The sequence below is a fragment of the Bacillus sp. ABP14 genome (assembly GCF_001831375.1).
GTDB lineage: Bacteria > Bacillota > Bacilli > Bacillales > Bacillaceae_G > Bacillus_A > Bacillus_A paranthracis.
In genome coordinates this window covers 4,349,806-4,365,816 of sequence record NZ_CP017016.1, presented here as the reverse complement: position 1 = coordinate 4,365,816, position 16,011 = coordinate 4,349,806, and the positions used below count along the sequence as shown (strand labels likewise).

Genomic DNA, 16,011 nt, shown 5'->3' with positions numbered 1-16,011 from the left:
CCTCAATTCTATAAAATAAAAATAGTGTACCGATAATAATTATAAAGCAAATACAGCTAAAAAAGAAGAAACTAGAAACATTTCGAAAATTTCGTTACAATAAAAGAGGTATTCTACTAAGGTTTGAAAGAAGGGGACTTCGTGAATAAAGAGACATTACAATTATTTCGTACGTTAACAGAATTACAGGGTGCATCAGGTTTCGAACATGATGTACGCCGTTTTATGAAGCAAGAATTAAGCAAATATGCAGATGAAATTGTACAAGACGGTTTAGGTAGCGTATTTGGGCTGAAAAAAGGGGACGAAACTGGCCCGCGTGTTCTTGTAGCAGGTCATATGGATGAAGTAGGTTTCATGGTTACGCAAATTACGAAAAACGGAATGCTTCGTTTTCAGCCTTTAGGCGGCTGGTGGAGCCAAGTACTATTAGCTCAGCGCGTTCAAGTTATGACGAAGAATGGCCCTGTTATTGGGGTTGTTGGTTCTATTCCTCCTCATTTATTAAGTGACGCGCAACGTGCAAAACCGATGGATATAAAAAATATGTTAATTGATATAGGCGCAGATAGCTATGAAGATGCGATTGAGATTGGTGTAAAACCAGGACAACAAATCGTGCCAATCTGCCCGTTTACGCCGATGGCAAACGAAAAGAAAATTATGGCGAAAGCTTGGGACAACCGTTATGGATGTGGCCTTGCAATCGAATTACTAAAAGAATTAAAAGACGAAACATTACCAAACACATTGTACTCTGGTGCGACTGTACAAGAAGAAGTAGGTCTTCGCGGTGCGCAAACTGCTGCAAATATGATCCAACCAGACATTTTCTATGCGCTTGATGCAAGTCCAGCAAACGATGCATCTGGTGACAAAACACAGTTCGGTCAATTAGGAAAAGGTGCTCTTCTTCGTATTTATGACCGTACGATGGTAACGCATAGAGGAATGCGCGAATTCATTTTAGATACAGCAGAAACAAACAACATTCCGTACCAATACTTTATTTCACAAGGCGGTACAGATGCGGGACGTGTACATACAAGTAACTCAGGTATCCCATCAGCAGTAATTGGTGTTTGCGCACGTTACATTCATACACATGCTTCTATTTTACATGTTGATGACTATGCGGCAGCGAAAGAGCTAATTACGAAGCTTGTAAGAGCAACGGATAAAACGACGTTAGAGACAATTAAGAATAACGCGTAGAGAAGAAGGGCTGAAGAGCCTTTCTTTTTTTGGATTGAATAGATGACCCATCCATGAATGGTAGCGGTCAGTGCTTAATGGGTGCTCGAATGGTGTATTAAGAGCGCGGGTAGGAAGCGAGAGGAAGACTATTTTTGTGTTCGAGGTCTGTAATTGAGGGAAGCCACCTTTCTTTTTGGATTGAATAGATGCCCGGCGATGTGCGGGAGCGATCGGCAATGTTGTGAGAAAACCCTTCTTTTTTTAGATTGAATAGATGCTCGAGCGATGTATGGTAGCGGTCAGTGCTTAATTGATTCTCGTACGGGGATTAAAACCCCGGGTAGGAAGTGAGAGTAAGGTTGTTTTTGGGTTCGAGGTCCGCAATGTTGTGAGAAAAACTCTTCTTTTTCAGAGTGAAGAGACAAACAAGCGATGTGTGGTGGCCGTGCTCCCGTGTATAAAGAACAATTTGATTAAGGGAAAATGATAAATTTTTATAGAGGTGAATGAAATGAAAGTAGTAGTTGGATCGAAGAATAAAACGAAGGTTGGAGCTGTGGAGAAGGTTTGGAAAGATGCTACAATTACATCTCTTTCTGTTCCTTCAGGAGTAGCAGCACAACCGTTTTCAGATGAAGAGACGATGCAAGGAGCGATCAATAGAGCGAAGCGAGCGCTAGAGGAAGGGGAAGCTCAAATTGGCATTGGACTAGAAGGCGGCGTAATGAAAACAGAGCACGGTTTATTTATGTGTAATTGGGGCGCGCTAGCAACAAGTGATGGTAAAATATTCGTTGCTGGCGGGGCACGTATTACGTTACCAGATGATTTTTTAGCACCTCTTGAAGGTGGTAAGGAGTTAAGTGAAGTGATGGAAGAGTTTGTACAGAGAAAAGATATTCGTAGTCATGAAGGTGCTATCGGTATTTTTACGGATGATTATGTGGACCGTACGGAATTATTTGTACACGTTGTTAAGTTACTTGTTGGGCAATATAAGTATGATGAAAAGCAAGCATAAACCTTGCACCGTGCGCGATGTATGGTAGTATAAAAGAAAGATTATAACATGAAAAATGTACTCGTTAGAGGAGGAAATATAGATGAAATCATTAGAAAGCATGGAGCAATTCCAAGAGTTAAAAAATGAAGAGAATGTAGTCTTTATGTTCTCAGCAGAATGGTGTCCAGACTGCCGCTTCGTAGATCCATTTATGCCAGAAGTAGAAGAGAAATATAGTGATTTCTCATTTTACTATGTAGATCGTGATGAGTTTATTGATCTATGCGTAAAATTAGACGTATTTGGCATTCCGAGCTTTGTAGCGTACAATAAAGGTGAAGAAACAGGTCGCTATGTAAACAAAAATCGTAAAACACAAGAACAAATCGAAGAGTTCATTGAAGGTTTAAAATAAGGCAATTTGCCAATTGAATTGTAAAACAACCTCTACCTTCGCGGGGGAGGTTATTTTTTTGGAAGGGAGGAAAAAGAGATGAAGATGACAAGTAAAAAGATGAAAGACGAGTTAATGAAGAGATTATCTCGCCCGGAATGGGACTTTCAGTATGATAGTGAGAAAGAAGTTCTACGTATAGAACAGAAAGACTCAAAAAAAGGTATTAACGTATCGCTTCCAGGAGTTGTAGCAAAATGGGAAGTGAATAAAGAAAAGGCGATTGAAGAGGTTGCCTACTACGTACAAGAAGCGTTAATTGCGATGCATAAGGAAGAAAATAGCGCGGCGAAAATTTTACCTGTTATTCGCTCTACTTCTTTCCCGAAACAAGCAGAAGAAGGAAATCCGTTTATTATGACGGATCATACGGCGGAAACACGTATTTACTATGCGCTAGATTCGAATAAAACATATCGTCTCATTGACGAGCGTTTATTACAAAAATTAGGGCTTACAGAGCAACAAGTACGTGAAATGGCATTATTCAACGCTCGCTCATTAGGTTATGAATTTAAACAAGACACAGTAGCAGGTAATACATTCTACTTTTTAAACACAAATGATGGGTATGATGCCACTCGTATTTTAAACGAATCGTTACTACAATCGATGCGTGAAAAGATTTCTGGTGACATGGTTGTTGCTGTTCCTCACCAAGATGTATTAATTATTGCTGATATCGTCAACGAAATCGGTTATGATATTATTGCACAAATGACAATGAAATTTTTTGCCGAAGGGCATGTTCCGATTACATCACTTTCATTCGTATATGAAGATGGGGACTTTGAACCAATCTTTATTTTAGCGAAGAATCGGAAGAAGACAGATGGAAAAGAGAAAGGATGAACGAAGTGAACGTTTTTTACAACCTTGAAGGAATTGGTGACACTCTAATTGTTGCCTTACAAGATATTACTTTAGAGAACCGTACTTTTGATCGCAAAGGAGATGTTGCACGCGTATATGACCGTGAAAGCAACGAAACAGCAGGATTCAACATCTTTAATGCATCTTCTTACTTAGAAGTAAAAGAAACAGGTAACCTTACATTAACGAAAGAGCTTGTAGAAAAAATCAACGAAATTTTAGCGGAGAACGGCTTTGAAGAAACAGTAGAAGCAGATCTTTCTCCAAAATTTGTTGTAGGCTATGTAGCTGAAAAAGAGAAACACCCAAATGCCGATAAGCTAAACATCTGTAAAGTAGAAATCGGTACAGAAACATTACAAATTGTATGTGGCGCACCAAACGTTGATGCAGGACAAAAAGTGGTCGTTGCAAAAATCGGCGCTGTAATGCCAAGCGGTATGTTAATCAAGCCAGCTGAGCTTCGCGGAGTTCCTTCTGCTGGAATGATTTGTTCAGCACGTGAATTAGAGCTTCCAGATGCTCCACAAGAAAAAGGTATTCTTGTATTAGAAGATAGCTTTGAAGTTGGACAAGAGTTTAAATTTTAATTGATATAAGAAAAGAGAGGGTGTCCTTTTGGACAACCTCTCTTTTCGTTTTTTGTCAGTAAGTCGATATCCTGTGTCGAACCGTTGATATATTGCGAGTTTTAATAGATATATTCAGGAAATCATTCATATTCATAAGGATGTCACTTTTTTTCTTAAAATCTATATTGTGTTTTATAAACAAAATAGTTAAAATTTAGAAAAATAGAAGGGGATAGACTTATGAAACAACAACCAAAAATCGCAGAACTTCTGAAACGAATTGAAACTTCAAAACAGCAAGATATCGAGTTAGGTACTTATGAGATATATTTGTTTAGTGAAAATGAATTAGAAAAAGGACAAATCGGTTATCGATATGATAAACATAAAAATTCATTAATAAGTGAAGAACATGGAAAATGGAAAGAAGAGTGGATTGTTCTCGGATATGAAACAGATATGGGGGATCCGGTTTTCGTAAATGTGGCTGATGATGCGTATTTCGTTTATACGGCAGAGCGTGGTACAGAAACGTGGCGACCCGTTCATATCGGAAATATGGATGAGATTATAAAACAATTATAAAAAACTTTGAGACCGGTGCAAAGTGATGGGAGAAAAGCATGAAGTATATAAAAATAATGAGCATGATTGCATGCATTGGAATATATATGGGAGGTTGTTCGCAAGAAGAGCCGAAAAAAGAAGTGACATCTTCTATGAAGGAAAAAATCAAAGATAACAAGGAAGACGCACCGGTAGAAAAGCAGAAAGAAGAGCCGCAAGCGGTTCAAACAACTGAGCAAGTAGAGCAGAAGCAGGAGGAAGTGCCGGCCGAAAAAAAGAAAGAGGAATCGACGCCAGTGCAGCCAACTGAGAAACCGCTACAAAGTAATGAACAAAAAGTAGAGAATAATGAAAAGCAAGGAAAGTTTCTCGTTGTTATTGATCCAGGGCATCAACAAAAAGCGAATTTAAAGTTAGAACCGATTGGGCCAGGAGCAGCGACGCAAAAATATAAAGTGACAGATGGTACAACTGGTGTTGTGACGAAAAAACGAGAGGCTGTCCTTGTATTAGAAATGGCTTTCATATTAAAAGAAAAGTTAGAAGCGAAGGGAATGCAAGTATTAATGACGAGAACGTCACAAGATGTTGATATAAGTAATAAAGAACGTGCGACATTGGCGAATGATCATAAGGCGAATTTATTTTTACGTCTTCATGCAGATGGTTCCGAAAATCCGAATCAAAGTGGATTTGCTGTATTGACACCGGCAGAAGAAAGTCCGTATACGAAAGAGATTTATGCGGAAAGTCTTCAAATCTCTCAAGCGATCGTAAATAAAATGAGAGAGAATCAGCAAGTGAAAGTAAATGGAATTAAATTTAGGGATGATCTTTCTGGATTTAATTGGTCCAAAGTACCTGGCGTACTATTAGAACTTGGATTTATGTCAAACCATGAAGAAGATAAAAAATTATCTGACCCGCAGTATGTAAATTCTTTATTGCAAAGTGTAACGGATAGTGTAGATGAATATTGGAAGAGTAAAGCTTAAACGCAGTCTTACATGTAAGGGTGCGTTTTTCTATATGAAACAATCGTAAATTAGAATATTATGGATAAATATGACATGCTTAATTTTACCTGCACTTTTTGCCGAATGCTGATACAATAAAGGATGTTACTATTTAGTAGAAAGAGTGGTAAGCATGTTAGATTGGATGAAAAAGCTGTTTAACAAAGAGGAAGAACAAACAGCGATGAATAAAGAAGTACCAAAGCAAGTTGAAAGTCAGCCGAAAATTCCTCGTGTAAACCACTACACCGAAGCAAGAGAAGCACAAATGGCAAGTAGGAATGCAGGTAAATGCCGTTTTCCATTAGTACCGGATAATGGGTTCGATGAAGAGGATGTTATAGAAACAGGGCGTTTTGAAGAACAACCTGTTCAAGCTGTAACATATGAAGATCAGCCTACTCCAAGAGGAATCAAAGTGGAAAGAAGTAGACGACAGTATGTGGAGAAGGTAGTTTCTACATATGAAGAACCGGAAATGCAATATGAACCGGAGCGAGAGCCTGTCATAAAGAAAGCAACTGCACCTACGCAAGAAAGTAACCGTAGACCATTTCGTCCAACAGAAATGATTTCGCCAATTTACGGATATAATCGTCCTTCAGTAGAGAAAAAGGAAGAAAAGCAGGAGGAAGTAAAGGAAAGAGAAGACCTTGAAATATCTGTAGAGGGCAAATCAGTCGTTGATGCATGGTTAGAGAAAAAGGGATATACATTATCTGATTTCTCAGATGGACAAGCACCGACTTCTTCTAGTCATAGAGCTGCTAACGAGCAAGGAGAGCAACAATATGAAGAGAGTAAAAAGGAAGAAAAGTCAGTTGTTGATCAATGGCTAGAGAAAAACGGTTATGAAATCGAACGCCAAGAGCCTATAGTGGAAGAAAAAGAAGTGGTTCAAGAAATGAGTGCACCGCAGGAAGTTCCAGCGGCTGAATTACTTCATGAAACAATTGCTGAGCGCATGGAAGGTGCGAAGCAAGAAAGTGATGTAGTGGACAAAAACATTCTACAAGAGGAATTAGTAGATTCTAAAGTAGAGCACGAGGATACAATATTATCAGAAGAAATTAAACGTAGTACAGAAATAGAACAACCTACTATTGAAGTAGAAAAACAAGCACCAGAAGAATCAGTGATTGTCAAAGCAGAAGAAAAACTTGAAGAAACAATTGTTGTAGAAATACCAGAAGAAGTGGAAGTAATTGCAGAAGCAGAAGAGTCAGAAGAAGTGGAAGTAATTGCAGAAGCAGAAGAGTCAGAAGAAGTAGAAGTAATTGCGGAAGCAGAAGAGTCAGAAGAAGTGGAAGTAATTGCAGAAGCAGAAGAGTCAGAAGAAGTAGAAGTAATTACAGAAGCAGAAGAGTCGGAAGAAGTAGAAGTAATTGCGGAAGCAGAAGAGTTAGAAGAAGTAGAAGTAATTGCAGAAGCAGAAGAGTCAGAAGAAGTGGAAGTAATTGCGGAAACAAAAGCACCAGAAGAAGCCGAGCCTGTAGCACTTGAGGAAATGCAACAAGAAATGGTGTTAAATAAAGCAATTGAACAAAAGAATGAATTCATACATGTTGCTGAGGCTGATGAACAAACGAAAAAAGATGTTCAAAGCTTTGCGGATGTTTTAATTGCAGAAGAACAACGAGTTGTAGAGGAAGCACCGGTCGTAGAAGAACAATCAGTTGTAGAAGAAGCACCGATTGCAGAAGAACAACGAGTTGCAGAAGAACAACGAGTTGCAGAAGAACAACGAGTTGCAGAGGAAACATCGATCGTAGAAGAACAACGAGTTGCAGAGGAAGCACCGATTGCAGAAGAACAGCCAGCTGTAGAAGAAACACCGATTATAGAAGAACAACCAGCTGCAGAAGAAGCACCGGTCGTAGAAGAACAACCAGTTGCAGAAGAAACATCGGTCGTAGAAGAACAACCAGCTGCAGAAGAAACACCGATTGTAGAAGAACAACTAGCTGCAGAAGAAGCACCGGTCGTAGAAGAACAGCCAGTTGCAGAAGAAGCACCAGTCGTAGAAGAACAAACAGTTGTACAAAAAGAAGAACCAAAACGTGAGAAAAAGCGTCACGTACCATTTAATGTTGTTATGTTGAAACAAGACAGAACGCGATTAATGGAAAGACATGCGGCTAGAACAAATGCAATGCAACCTTCTATGAGTGAACGAGTAGAGAATAAGTCTGTACATCAAGTAGAAGAAAAACCACAAGTGGAAGAAAAACAAATGCAACAAGTAGTAGTGAAACCACAAGTGGAAGAGAAACAAATGCAGCAAGTAGTGGAACCACAAGTGGAAGAAAAGTCAATGCAGCAAGTAGTGGTAGAACCGCAAGTGGAAGAAAAACCAGTGCAGCAAGTAGTAGAGCCACAAGTGGAAGAAGTGCAGCCAGTACAACAAGTAGTGGCAGAGCAAGTACAAAAGCCAATTTCAAGTACGGAAGTAGAAGAGAAAGCATATGTTGTAAATCAAAGAGAGAATGATGTGCGAAATGTATTGCAAACGCCACCGACGTATACGATTCCATCATTAACATTACTATCGATTCCGCAGCAAGCAGCGTTAGATAATACGGAATGGTTGGAAGAACAGAAAGAATTATTAGATACAACGTTTAATAATTTCCACGTTGGCGCACATGTTATTAATGTATCGCAAGGTCCAGCAGTAACTCGTTTTGAAGTACAGCCAGATCCAGGTGTAAAAGTAAATAAAATTACAAACTTAAGTGATGATATTAAGCTAAGTTTAGCGGCGAAAGATATTCGTATTGAAGCGCCGATTCCAGGGAAGAGTGCGATTGGAATCGAAGTTCCCAATAAAGAAAGTAAGCCAGTATTTCTTCGTGAAATTTTAAGAAGTCCTGTGTTTACAAAGAGTGAATCACCGCTTACGGTTGCGCTTGGACTTGATATTTCAGGTGATCCAATTGTAACGGATATTCGAAAAATGCCACACGGACTTATTGCGGGTGCAACAGGTTCAGGTAAAAGTGTGTGTATTAACGCCATTTTAACAAGTATTTTATATAAAGCGAAACCACATGAAGTGAAGTTAATGTTAATCGATCCGAAGATGGTTGAGCTTGCACCATACAATTCTGTTCCACATCTTGTAGCACCTGTTATTACGGATGTAAAAGCAGCGACAGCTGCATTAAAATGGGCAGTTGAAGAAATGGAGCGCCGTTATGAATTATTTGCGCACGCAGGAGCTCGTGATTTAACTCGTTACAATACGATTGTAAGTGAGCGAGAAATTCCGGGAGAGACATTACCTTATATCGTTATTGTCATTGACGAGCTAGCCGATTTAATGATGGTAGCACCTGGTGATGTTGAGGAAGCGATTTGTCGTATTGCGCAAAAAGCACGTGCTTGTGGTATTCATTTATTAGTAGCGACGCAGCGTCCATCTGTAGATGTTATTACAGGTTTAATTAAGTCAAACATTCCAACGCGTATTGCGTTTACTGTATCATCTCAAGTTGATTCGCGTACGATTATTGATATTGGGGGCGCGGAGAAATTACTTGGCCGTGGTGATATGTTATTCTTAGGGAACGGTACGTCTAAGCCAGTTCGTGTACAAGGTGTATATGTATCGGATGATGAGATTGAAAAGACAGTTGATCATGTGAAAAAGCAAATGAAGCCGAATTACTTATTTAAGCAAGAGGATTTATTAGCGAAAACAGAACAGGCTGAGTCGGAAGATGAATTGTTCTTTGAAGCATGTCAATTTGTTGTAGAACAAGGGGGAGCGTCCACATCTTCTGTACAGCGAAAATTCCGCATCGGTTATAATCGCGCGGCACGTCTCATTGAAGAGATGGAATCGCAAGGGATTATTTCTGAAGCAAGAGGAACGAAGCCAAGAGATGTCCTTATTTCTGAGGATGAATTTGCTGCTATGCAGGAAACAAATGTATAGTAAACGGTTTTGCTGTATACTAAGAGAAAATGTTGGATAGTAAAGTAGGGAGTAAAGCGACATGAAAGAAATTGAATTAAAATTAAAAGGTGAAATAAATAGACTAACAAATAAAACATTTAAATTTGACGAACGTGTTGGAGAAGGTTGGTTCTCTGCCGTTTACTTTTTAAAGACTAGAGAAATCATTCAAGAATTTCGCCCGAAAAGTGTTGTAACGATGCAATTTTTCCAAAAGGAAAATGCAGTTCTTTGCGGAACAGATGAAGTCATTGCATTGCTACAAACATTCGCTAAAAATCCTGAGGAACTTGAGATTAACTCTTTAAAAGATGGCGATAAAATTAGTCCATTTGAAACAGTGTTAACAATTCATGGTCCTTATGAAAATTTCGGATTTTTAGAAGGTGTTATTGATGGGATTTTAGCTCGTCGTACATCGGTTGCGACAAACGTATATAACGTTGTCCAAGCTGCACGTAGCGTAAATAAAGAAAAACCAGTTATTTTCATGGGAGACCGTGATGATCATTATACACAACAAGCTGGTGACGGTTATGCAGCATACATCGGTGGTATGAGCGCACAAGCGACGCATGCGATGAATGAATGGTGGGGCAAAAGTGGTATGGGGACGATGCCTCACGCATTAATTCAAATGTTTAATGGTGATGTTGTGGAAGCGGCAAAAGCATATCATAAGAAATTCCCAGAAGATGAATTAGTTGTATTAATTGATTACAACAATGATGTCATTACAGATGCACTTCGCGTAGCACGTGAATTTGGATCAACATTAAAAGGTGTACGTGTAGATACGTCTCGCACGATGATTGATCAATACTTCATTCGCCACCCAGAAGTACTTGGAACATTTGATCCACGTGGTGTAAACCCATCGCTTGTATTCGCACTTCGTAAAGCACTTGATGAAGAAGGATTCCAGCATGTAGACATCGTTGTAACTGGTGGATTTGATGAGAAACGTATTCGTGAATTTGAAGCTCAAAACGTACCTGTTGATATATACGGAGTAGGAAGTAGCTTATTAAAAATGAATATTGGCTTTACTGGTGATAACGTAGAATTAAATGGAAAACCGGAAGCGAAAGCTGGTCGTAAATATCGTCCAAACCCACGTCTAGAACGTGTTCAATTAGAAAAAAGAGAAGATATGTAAGAGAGAGAAAAACTGATAGGTGATTGACCCTATCAGTTTTTCTGTTATCATAGTATAGCGGCTTCTTTTTTGCTATAATGGATTTGTTATGGACATAAAAAAGAAGTACGTACGAGTTTATCCTGATAAGTGAAGGGAAGAATAACTTCACTACATCAAAAATGTATGATGATTACCAAAATAAGAAAAGATTCATATACTGTCTTATAGATAGGCCGTTGTATTAGTTCGAAATGTTGGAGGTTCTTTAAGATGACAGTTTACCATTTTGTAGGAATTAAAGGAACAGGAATGAGTTCATTAGCGCAAATTCTTCATGACATGAAGCATACTGTTCAAGGGTCTGATTATGAAAAGCGTTTCTTTACACAAACAGCGTTGGAAAAGCGTAGTATCTCGATTCTTCCTTTTGATAAAAGTAATGTAAAAGAAGGACAAGTGATTATTGCAGGAAATGCATTTCCTGATACGCATGAAGAAATCGTAGCAGCAAAAGAATTAAACATCCCAGTACATCGTTACCATCACTTCTTAGGTGACCTTATGAACCAATACACAAGTGTTGCTGTAACTGGTGCACATGGAAAAACATCAACAACTGGTTTGTTAGCCCATGTAATGCAAGGTGCACACCCTACATCTTACCTTATTGGAGATGGAACAGGGCATGGGGTAGAAAATAGTAAGTATTTTGTATTTGAAGCTTGTGAGTATCGTCGTCATTTCTTGTCTTACAATCCAGACTATGCGATTATGACAAACATTGATTTTGATCATCCAGATTATTTCACAGATATCAATGATGTATTCAGTGCATTCCAAGAGATGGCATTGCAAGTGAAAAAAGGCATTATTGCATGTGGAGATGATGAAGAACTTCAAAAAATTCAAGCGAAAGTACCTGTTATTTTCTATGGATTTGGAGAAGATAATGATTTCCAAGCACGTAACATTCAAAAGAGAACAGATGGTACTATTTTCGATGTATTCGTTCGTAATACGTACTATGACACGTTCAAAATTACAGGATACGGCAATCACAGCGTATTAAATGCATTAGCAGTAATCGCGCTTTGCCATTATGAAAATGTTGATGTAGAAGCAGTTAAGCATCAGTTAACAACTTTTGAAGGCGTAAAACGTCGCTTTAATGAGAAGCCGATGGGAGAGCAGGTTATTATTGATGACTACGCACACCATCCGACAGAAATTAATGCAACGATTGAAGCAGCTCGTCAAAAACATCCAGAGCGTGAAATTGTCGCTGTATTCCAGCCGCACACATTCTCACGTACAGAAAAGTTCTTAGATGAGTTCGCTGAAAGCCTAAGCAAAGCTGATCAAGTATACTTATGTGATATTTTCGGATCAGCGCGCGAAAACAAAGGTGAATTAACAATCGAAGATCTGCAAAAGCGTATTGACGGTGCAGAATTAATTACAGATACAACAACGGATGTATTAAAGAAACATAAAAACGGCGTTCTCATTTTCATGGGCGCAGGAGACATCCAAAAATTCGAAGCAGCTTACGTAAAAGAAGTTCAAGTTGCAGAGAAGTAATAGAAAAGACGCATAGCTTAGCTGTGCGTCTTTTTTGTTGTGTTCGATATATTTAAAAAGCATGGATAGGTTGGTATTGTTTATTCTTTTTGTAGAGTTGTTTTAACACAACGATATAAATTGAACTAAAAAGTACATATCCAATTAAATAATAGAATGAAAACATATCGAATTGTTTTGTTATGATGATGCGAATTGCGAAAAATGAAAATGGAAGAGCGATTAAAAGCCTTGAGCTAATGGAAATTATTGTTTTAAAGTATTTTAATAAGTCTGTATTCCAATGGTTTTCTCTACAGATGAACCAAATGTTACTTGCTATAAAAGCTAGTACAAATGGCAAATTAGCTGAAATATTGATGAAGCCTAGTACAATAGGTACTGATAGAGCACCAAGTGGACCGATAGATAGGCCAGAATAATATTTTATAAATGTATTTGTAGATTGCTGTACATCTTGAATAACGTCTATATATTCTGCTGCAATTTCCTTTGCTAGTTCTTTTGGAGGAAGAAATTCTGCAATCACTTGTGAAGGAATGACTCCTGATGGTATCCCTTCACTTTCTTTACGTAATGCATTTTCGTATAAATCGGATTCAATTTCTAACATATGTTGTTCTCGTGCTGATGTAGGTAAGTTCATTAAACCTTTGTGGAGGTCATGTAAGAAAGAAGCAATGAGTTCATTTGCAAAGAATTGTTCTTTGTTCATTTTTTATCCTCTCCTTTAGCTAGTAACATTAGAGCTTGATACACGGCATCATAATCATGTAAGCGATTATGTAAAATTTCTCTCCCTTCGTCTGTAATGCGATAGTATTTTCTTTTTGGGCCATCACCAGACTCTTCCCAATAGGAAACAGCCCAATTGTTTTTCGTGATTCGATTTAATATAGGATAAATCGAGCCATTGGGGATATGAAATACAGGGATTTCTTGTAATGCACTTGTAATTTCGTATCCGTACATAGGTTGTTTACCTATTAAGGACAAAATAGCGAGATCAAAAACACCTTTACGTAATTGAATTATAAAATTATCATTTTTTTCCATACTTTAACTATATATGATTCATATCTAGATATCAATCATATATAGTAGAATTTTATTTCTGTATTGACCTAGAGCTAACTCTAGGTTGTAAGATGAAAATGTAAAAACAAGGGGGAGAGAACATGTATAAAATCGGTGAAGTGGCAGAATTAACAGGGATGGGTATTCATACTTTGCGTTACTATGAGAAATTAGGATTATTACCACCACCAACGCGAAATAGCGGGATCCGCCAATATACAGAAGGTGATGTACGCCTTTTAAAATTTTTATATTCGTTAAAACAAACTGGAATGTCATTAGAAGAGATGGCTCAGTTTGCAAGTGATGGATGTATTATAGAGGAAATTAGGCAGAGAAAAGAGGAAGTACCGGCGAAAGTAAAAAAGAGAATTTCAATTTTAACAACTCACTTAGAGAGACTAAAAGAACAGCAGGAACAATTGCAAAAAGTTGTTCAGCTAACGGAGGAGAAACTAGAAATTTATTACGGTTTTCTAGAAGGTGGAAATTCAGAGGCTGACAATGAAAAATAAAGTATACGCTCAGTTACTTGGATTTGCGATTTTCACTGGTGGGACATTTAATGCTTCGAAATATGCTGTACAGTATTTCGAAGCAATTCATATAGCAGCATGGCGCTTTGGAATTGCTGCATTTGTGATGTTATGTTTGTTAAAAATACGAAAAGATTTTGAGGTAGAGGTATGGAGGGAGAATAAGACTTATTACTTTTTGCTAGGTATTGTTGGTGTATTCGGTTTTAACTTCTTTTTCTTTTTAGGTATGAAACATACAGAAGCTATGAATGGTGCACTGATTATGGCGACGAATCCGCTCGTTACGACGCTGTTAGCAAGTTTTATTTTACGAGAAAAAATTATAAAACGCCAAGGTATTGGGATGTTACTTGCATTACTTGGCGTTGTCTTTGTACTGACACAAGGTTCGTTTACGATACTACAAAACTTATCATTTTCAAAAGGAGATTTTTATATTTTATTAGGGAATATTTGCTGGGCGTTATACGGCGTGCTAGGCAGAAGGTTTATTAAAACTGGTAATCCAATACAAACGACGACATATACGATGACTATTGGTGCACTTGCCTTTATGACCATATCTTCTACACAAAAAAGTATAGTACCAGTTTTAGAAATTCCTTTGTTGGCATGGGGAGCGATTCTCTTTATGGCAATTGGAATGAGTGTGCTTGGTTACTTATGGTGGAATAATGGAATTGCTCAAATTGGTGCAGCAAGGACATCTTTATTTTTTAATCTAGTGCCTGTAGTTACAATGATTATTTCTTTTGTAGAAGGAGTAAATATAGTACCCGCACAATGTATAGGGATGATATTAGTTATTATGGGAGTATTGTGTTCATCAGGTTTTATACAAATAAAATCAAAAGAAAGTGTGAATATTTAACAATTTTTATTTAGAAATGTTAGAATAATAAGAAAAATAAAAAAGGGAGCTAAAAAACATGTTCACACTCCGGGTAGACGACGAAATCGAATTACAGTTATTAGAAAAGCATCATAAAGAGGAACTATATCAATTAATAAATCAAAACCGCAATCATTTAAGAAGATGGCTTCCTTGGGTAGATGGGACGAAATCTGCTGATGCTTATAATGAGATTTGTCCGATGTGGTTAAAGAAGTTTGCAGAGGGAGACGGTTTTGAAAGTGGCATACGTTATAAAGGAAAGCTCGTTGGGATGGTAGGTATTCATCCAGTGAGCTGGGGGAAGAAAGCGGCAAGTCTCGGTTACTATCTGGCAGAAGATGCTGGCGGGAAAGGTATTATGACGCGTAGCGTGAAGGCTGTACTTCACTATGCATTTGAGAATTTAAAATTAAATAAAATGGAAATTAGATGCGGTGTTGAAAATGTGAAAAGTCGCGCTATTCCAGAACGTTTAGGGTTTAAGTTAGATGGTATTTTAAGAGATGATGAATGGCTATACGATCATTTTCACGATATCGCTGTATATAGTTTACTAGCTTCAGAATGGAAGGAGATCCGATGAACGAGAAGATACGCATTATTCCGTATGAAAGTACGTTTCAAGATGAAGTAGTAGATCTTATCGTTCATATTCAGCAAAAAGAGTACAATGTTTCCATTACGAAAGAAGAGCAGCCAGACCTACTTGAAATAGAAACGTTCTATCAAAGGAATCATGGGAACTTTTGGGTAGCAATTTATGATGGTAAAGTAGTTGGAACAGTAGCTTTATTAGATATTGGGAGTCATCAAGTAGCGTTAAGAAAAATGTTCGTAAAAAAAGAATTTCGCGGAAAAGAGTGGGGTGCATCACATAAGTTGCTCCAAACAGCAATTTTGTGGGCTGAGAATAAAAAGCTGAAAGATATTTACTTAGGAACGACAGTTAAATTTTTAGCAGCACATCGCTTTTATGAAAAGAATGGTTTTCAAAGTGTGAGTATAGATGAGTTGCCAAAAAGTTTTCCAGTGTTGCAGGTGGATAAGAAATTTTATAGATATATTGTTTAAGAAGGTTATGTAGAAATGGCCTTTTTTTATGAACTAAAATGGAAAAAGTGGTATAATTTAGGTT

16 protein-coding genes are annotated in these 16,011 nt (G+C 37.9%); 14 read left to right on the top strand and 2 right to left on the bottom strand.

The features are described from left to right. Nucleotides 1-141 precede the first annotated feature (141 nt). The 10 genes from BGI23_RS22760 (at nt 142) to murC (ending at nt 12,365) form a co-directional block, all read left to right on the top strand. Nucleotides 142-1,215 (top strand): M42 family metallopeptidase, encoded by a 1,074-nt coding sequence (locus tag BGI23_RS22760; RefSeq protein ID WP_070806985.1) that lies wholly within the window; start codon nt 142-144, stop codon nt 1,213-1,215. Nucleotides 1,216-1,708: 493 nt separating this feature from the next. Beyond that, on the top strand, nt 1,709-2,218 hold the full coding sequence (locus tag BGI23_RS22755) for a DUF84 family protein (RefSeq protein ID WP_000869949.1): 510 nt from the start codon (nt 1,709-1,711) through the stop codon (nt 2,216-2,218). Nucleotides 2,219-2,300: 82 nt separating this feature from the next. After that, complete coding sequence (locus BGI23_RS22750) at nt 2,301-2,615, top strand: thioredoxin family protein (RefSeq protein WP_070806984.1); 315 nt, start codon at nt 2,301-2,303, stop codon at nt 2,613-2,615. A 78-nt stretch (nt 2,616-2,693) separates the two neighbouring features. Beyond that, nucleotides 2,694-3,506 carry a DUF1444 domain-containing protein gene (locus tag BGI23_RS22745; RefSeq protein WP_000784613.1) on the top strand — a complete coding sequence of 271 codons (813 nt, stop codon included), beginning with the start codon at nt 2,694-2,696 and terminating at the stop codon, nt 3,504-3,506. After that, nucleotides 3,503-4,117: a YtpR family tRNA-binding protein gene (gene ytpR, locus BGI23_RS22740; protein ID WP_070806983.1), complete on the top strand. Its 615-nt coding sequence runs from the start codon at nt 3,503-3,505 to the stop codon at nt 4,115-4,117. Before BGI23_RS22745 ends, ytpR begins: the two co-directional genes overlap by 4 nt. Nucleotides 4,118-4,339: 222 nt before the next feature. After that, nucleotides 4,340-4,684 carry a thiamine transporter gene (locus BGI23_RS22735; protein ID WP_070806982.1) on the top strand — a complete coding sequence of 115 codons (345 nt, stop codon included), beginning with the start codon at nt 4,340-4,342 and terminating at the stop codon, nt 4,682-4,684. Nucleotides 4,685-4,722: 38 nt separating this feature from the next. Next, a complete protein-coding gene (locus BGI23_RS22730) occupies nt 4,723-5,661 on the top strand; it encodes an N-acetylmuramoyl-L-alanine amidase (protein ID WP_070806981.1) in 939 nt (312 codons plus the stop codon). A gap of 154 nt (nt 5,662-5,815) precedes the next feature. After that, nucleotides 5,816-9,622, top strand: coding sequence for a DNA translocase FtsK (locus tag BGI23_RS22725; protein WP_070806980.1), 3,807 nt, complete (start codon nt 5,816-5,818; stop codon nt 9,620-9,622). 61 nt (nt 9,623-9,683) lie between these two features. Further along, nucleotides 9,684-10,802 (top strand): nicotinate phosphoribosyltransferase, encoded by a 1,119-nt coding sequence (locus tag BGI23_RS22720; RefSeq protein WP_070806979.1) that lies wholly within the window; start codon nt 9,684-9,686, stop codon nt 10,800-10,802. Between the two features lie 252 nt (nt 10,803-11,054). Further along, a complete protein-coding gene (gene murC / locus BGI23_RS22715) occupies nt 11,055-12,365 on the top strand; it encodes a UDP-N-acetylmuramate--L-alanine ligase (protein WP_000219470.1) in 1,311 nt (436 codons plus the stop codon). A gap of 52 nt (nt 12,366-12,417) precedes the next feature. Here the strand turns inward: murC and BGI23_RS22710 are convergent, their stop codons facing one another. Beyond that, complete coding sequence (locus tag BGI23_RS22710) at nt 12,418-13,080, bottom strand: HAAS signaling domain-containing protein (RefSeq protein ID WP_070806978.1); 663 nt, start codon at nt 13,078-13,080, stop codon at nt 12,418-12,420. After that, nucleotides 13,077-13,421 (bottom strand): PadR family transcriptional regulator, encoded by a 345-nt coding sequence (locus BGI23_RS22705; protein ID WP_001971083.1) that lies wholly within the window; start codon nt 13,419-13,421, stop codon nt 13,077-13,079. The genes BGI23_RS22710 and BGI23_RS22705 overlap by 4 nt, the downstream gene beginning before the upstream one ends. Before the next feature lie 122 nt (nt 13,422-13,543). On the opposite strand from BGI23_RS22705, the gene BGI23_RS22700 reads away from it, so the two are divergent. The 4 genes from BGI23_RS22700 to BGI23_RS22685 are packed head-to-tail and all read left to right on the top strand — an operon-like array spanning nt 13,544 to nt 15,947. Beyond that, nucleotides 13,544-13,957, top strand: coding sequence for a MerR family transcriptional regulator (locus tag BGI23_RS22700; RefSeq protein WP_001971079.1), 414 nt, complete (start codon nt 13,544-13,546; stop codon nt 13,955-13,957). Continuing rightward, nucleotides 13,947-14,852, top strand: a complete 906-nt coding sequence (locus tag BGI23_RS22695; RefSeq protein WP_070806977.1) for a DMT family transporter — start codon at nt 13,947-13,949, stop codon at nt 14,850-14,852. The genes BGI23_RS22700 and BGI23_RS22695 overlap by 11 nt, the downstream gene beginning before the upstream one ends. Before the next feature lie 58 nt (nt 14,853-14,910). After that, entirely contained in the window at nt 14,911-15,459 is a 549-nt protein-coding gene (locus tag BGI23_RS22690) for a GNAT family N-acetyltransferase (RefSeq protein ID WP_070806976.1), read from the top strand. Continuing rightward, on the top strand, nt 15,456-15,947 hold the full coding sequence (locus BGI23_RS22685) for a GNAT family N-acetyltransferase (RefSeq protein ID WP_070806975.1): 492 nt from the start codon (nt 15,456-15,458) through the stop codon (nt 15,945-15,947). The genes BGI23_RS22690 and BGI23_RS22685 overlap by 4 nt, the downstream gene beginning before the upstream one ends. Nucleotides 15,948-16,011: the final 64 nt, after the last annotated feature.

Coding starts and splice junctions, on each gene's coding strand:
- BGI23_RS22755 (WP_000869949.1), top strand. CDS start 1,709: ATGAAAGTAGTAGTTGGATCGAAGAATAAAACGAAGGTTGGAGCTGTG.
- BGI23_RS22750 (WP_070806984.1), top strand. CDS start 2,301: ATGAAATCATTAGAAAGCATGGAGCAATTCCAAGAGTTAAAAAATGAA.
- BGI23_RS22745 (WP_000784613.1), top strand. CDS start 2,694: ATGAAGATGACAAGTAAAAAGATGAAAGACGAGTTAATGAAGAGATTA.
- ytpR (WP_070806983.1), top strand. CDS start 3,503: ATGAACGAAGTGAACGTTTTTTACAACCTTGAAGGAATTGGTGACACT.
- BGI23_RS22735 (WP_070806982.1), top strand. CDS start 4,340: ATGAAACAACAACCAAAAATCGCAGAACTTCTGAAACGAATTGAAACT.
- BGI23_RS22730 (WP_070806981.1), top strand. CDS start 4,723: ATGAAGTATATAAAAATAATGAGCATGATTGCATGCATTGGAATATAT.
- BGI23_RS22725 (WP_070806980.1), top strand. CDS start 5,816: ATGTTAGATTGGATGAAAAAGCTGTTTAACAAAGAGGAAGAACAAACA.
- BGI23_RS22720 (WP_070806979.1), top strand. CDS start 9,684: ATGAAAGAAATTGAATTAAAATTAAAAGGTGAAATAAATAGACTAACA.
- murC (WP_000219470.1), top strand. CDS start 11,055: ATGACAGTTTACCATTTTGTAGGAATTAAAGGAACAGGAATGAGTTCA.
- BGI23_RS22710 (WP_070806978.1), bottom strand. CDS start 13,080: ATGAACAAAGAACAATTCTTTGCAAATGAACTCATTGCTTCTTTCTTA.
- BGI23_RS22705 (WP_001971083.1), bottom strand. CDS start 13,421: ATGGAAAAAAATGATAATTTTATAATTCAATTACGTAAAGGTGTTTTT.
- BGI23_RS22700 (WP_001971079.1), top strand. CDS start 13,544: ATGTATAAAATCGGTGAAGTGGCAGAATTAACAGGGATGGGTATTCAT.
- BGI23_RS22695 (WP_070806977.1), top strand. CDS start 13,947: ATGAAAAATAAAGTATACGCTCAGTTACTTGGATTTGCGATTTTCACT.
- BGI23_RS22690 (WP_070806976.1), top strand. CDS start 14,911: ATGTTCACACTCCGGGTAGACGACGAAATCGAATTACAGTTATTAGAA.
- BGI23_RS22685 (WP_070806975.1), top strand. CDS start 15,456: ATGAACGAGAAGATACGCATTATTCCGTATGAAAGTACGTTTCAAGAT.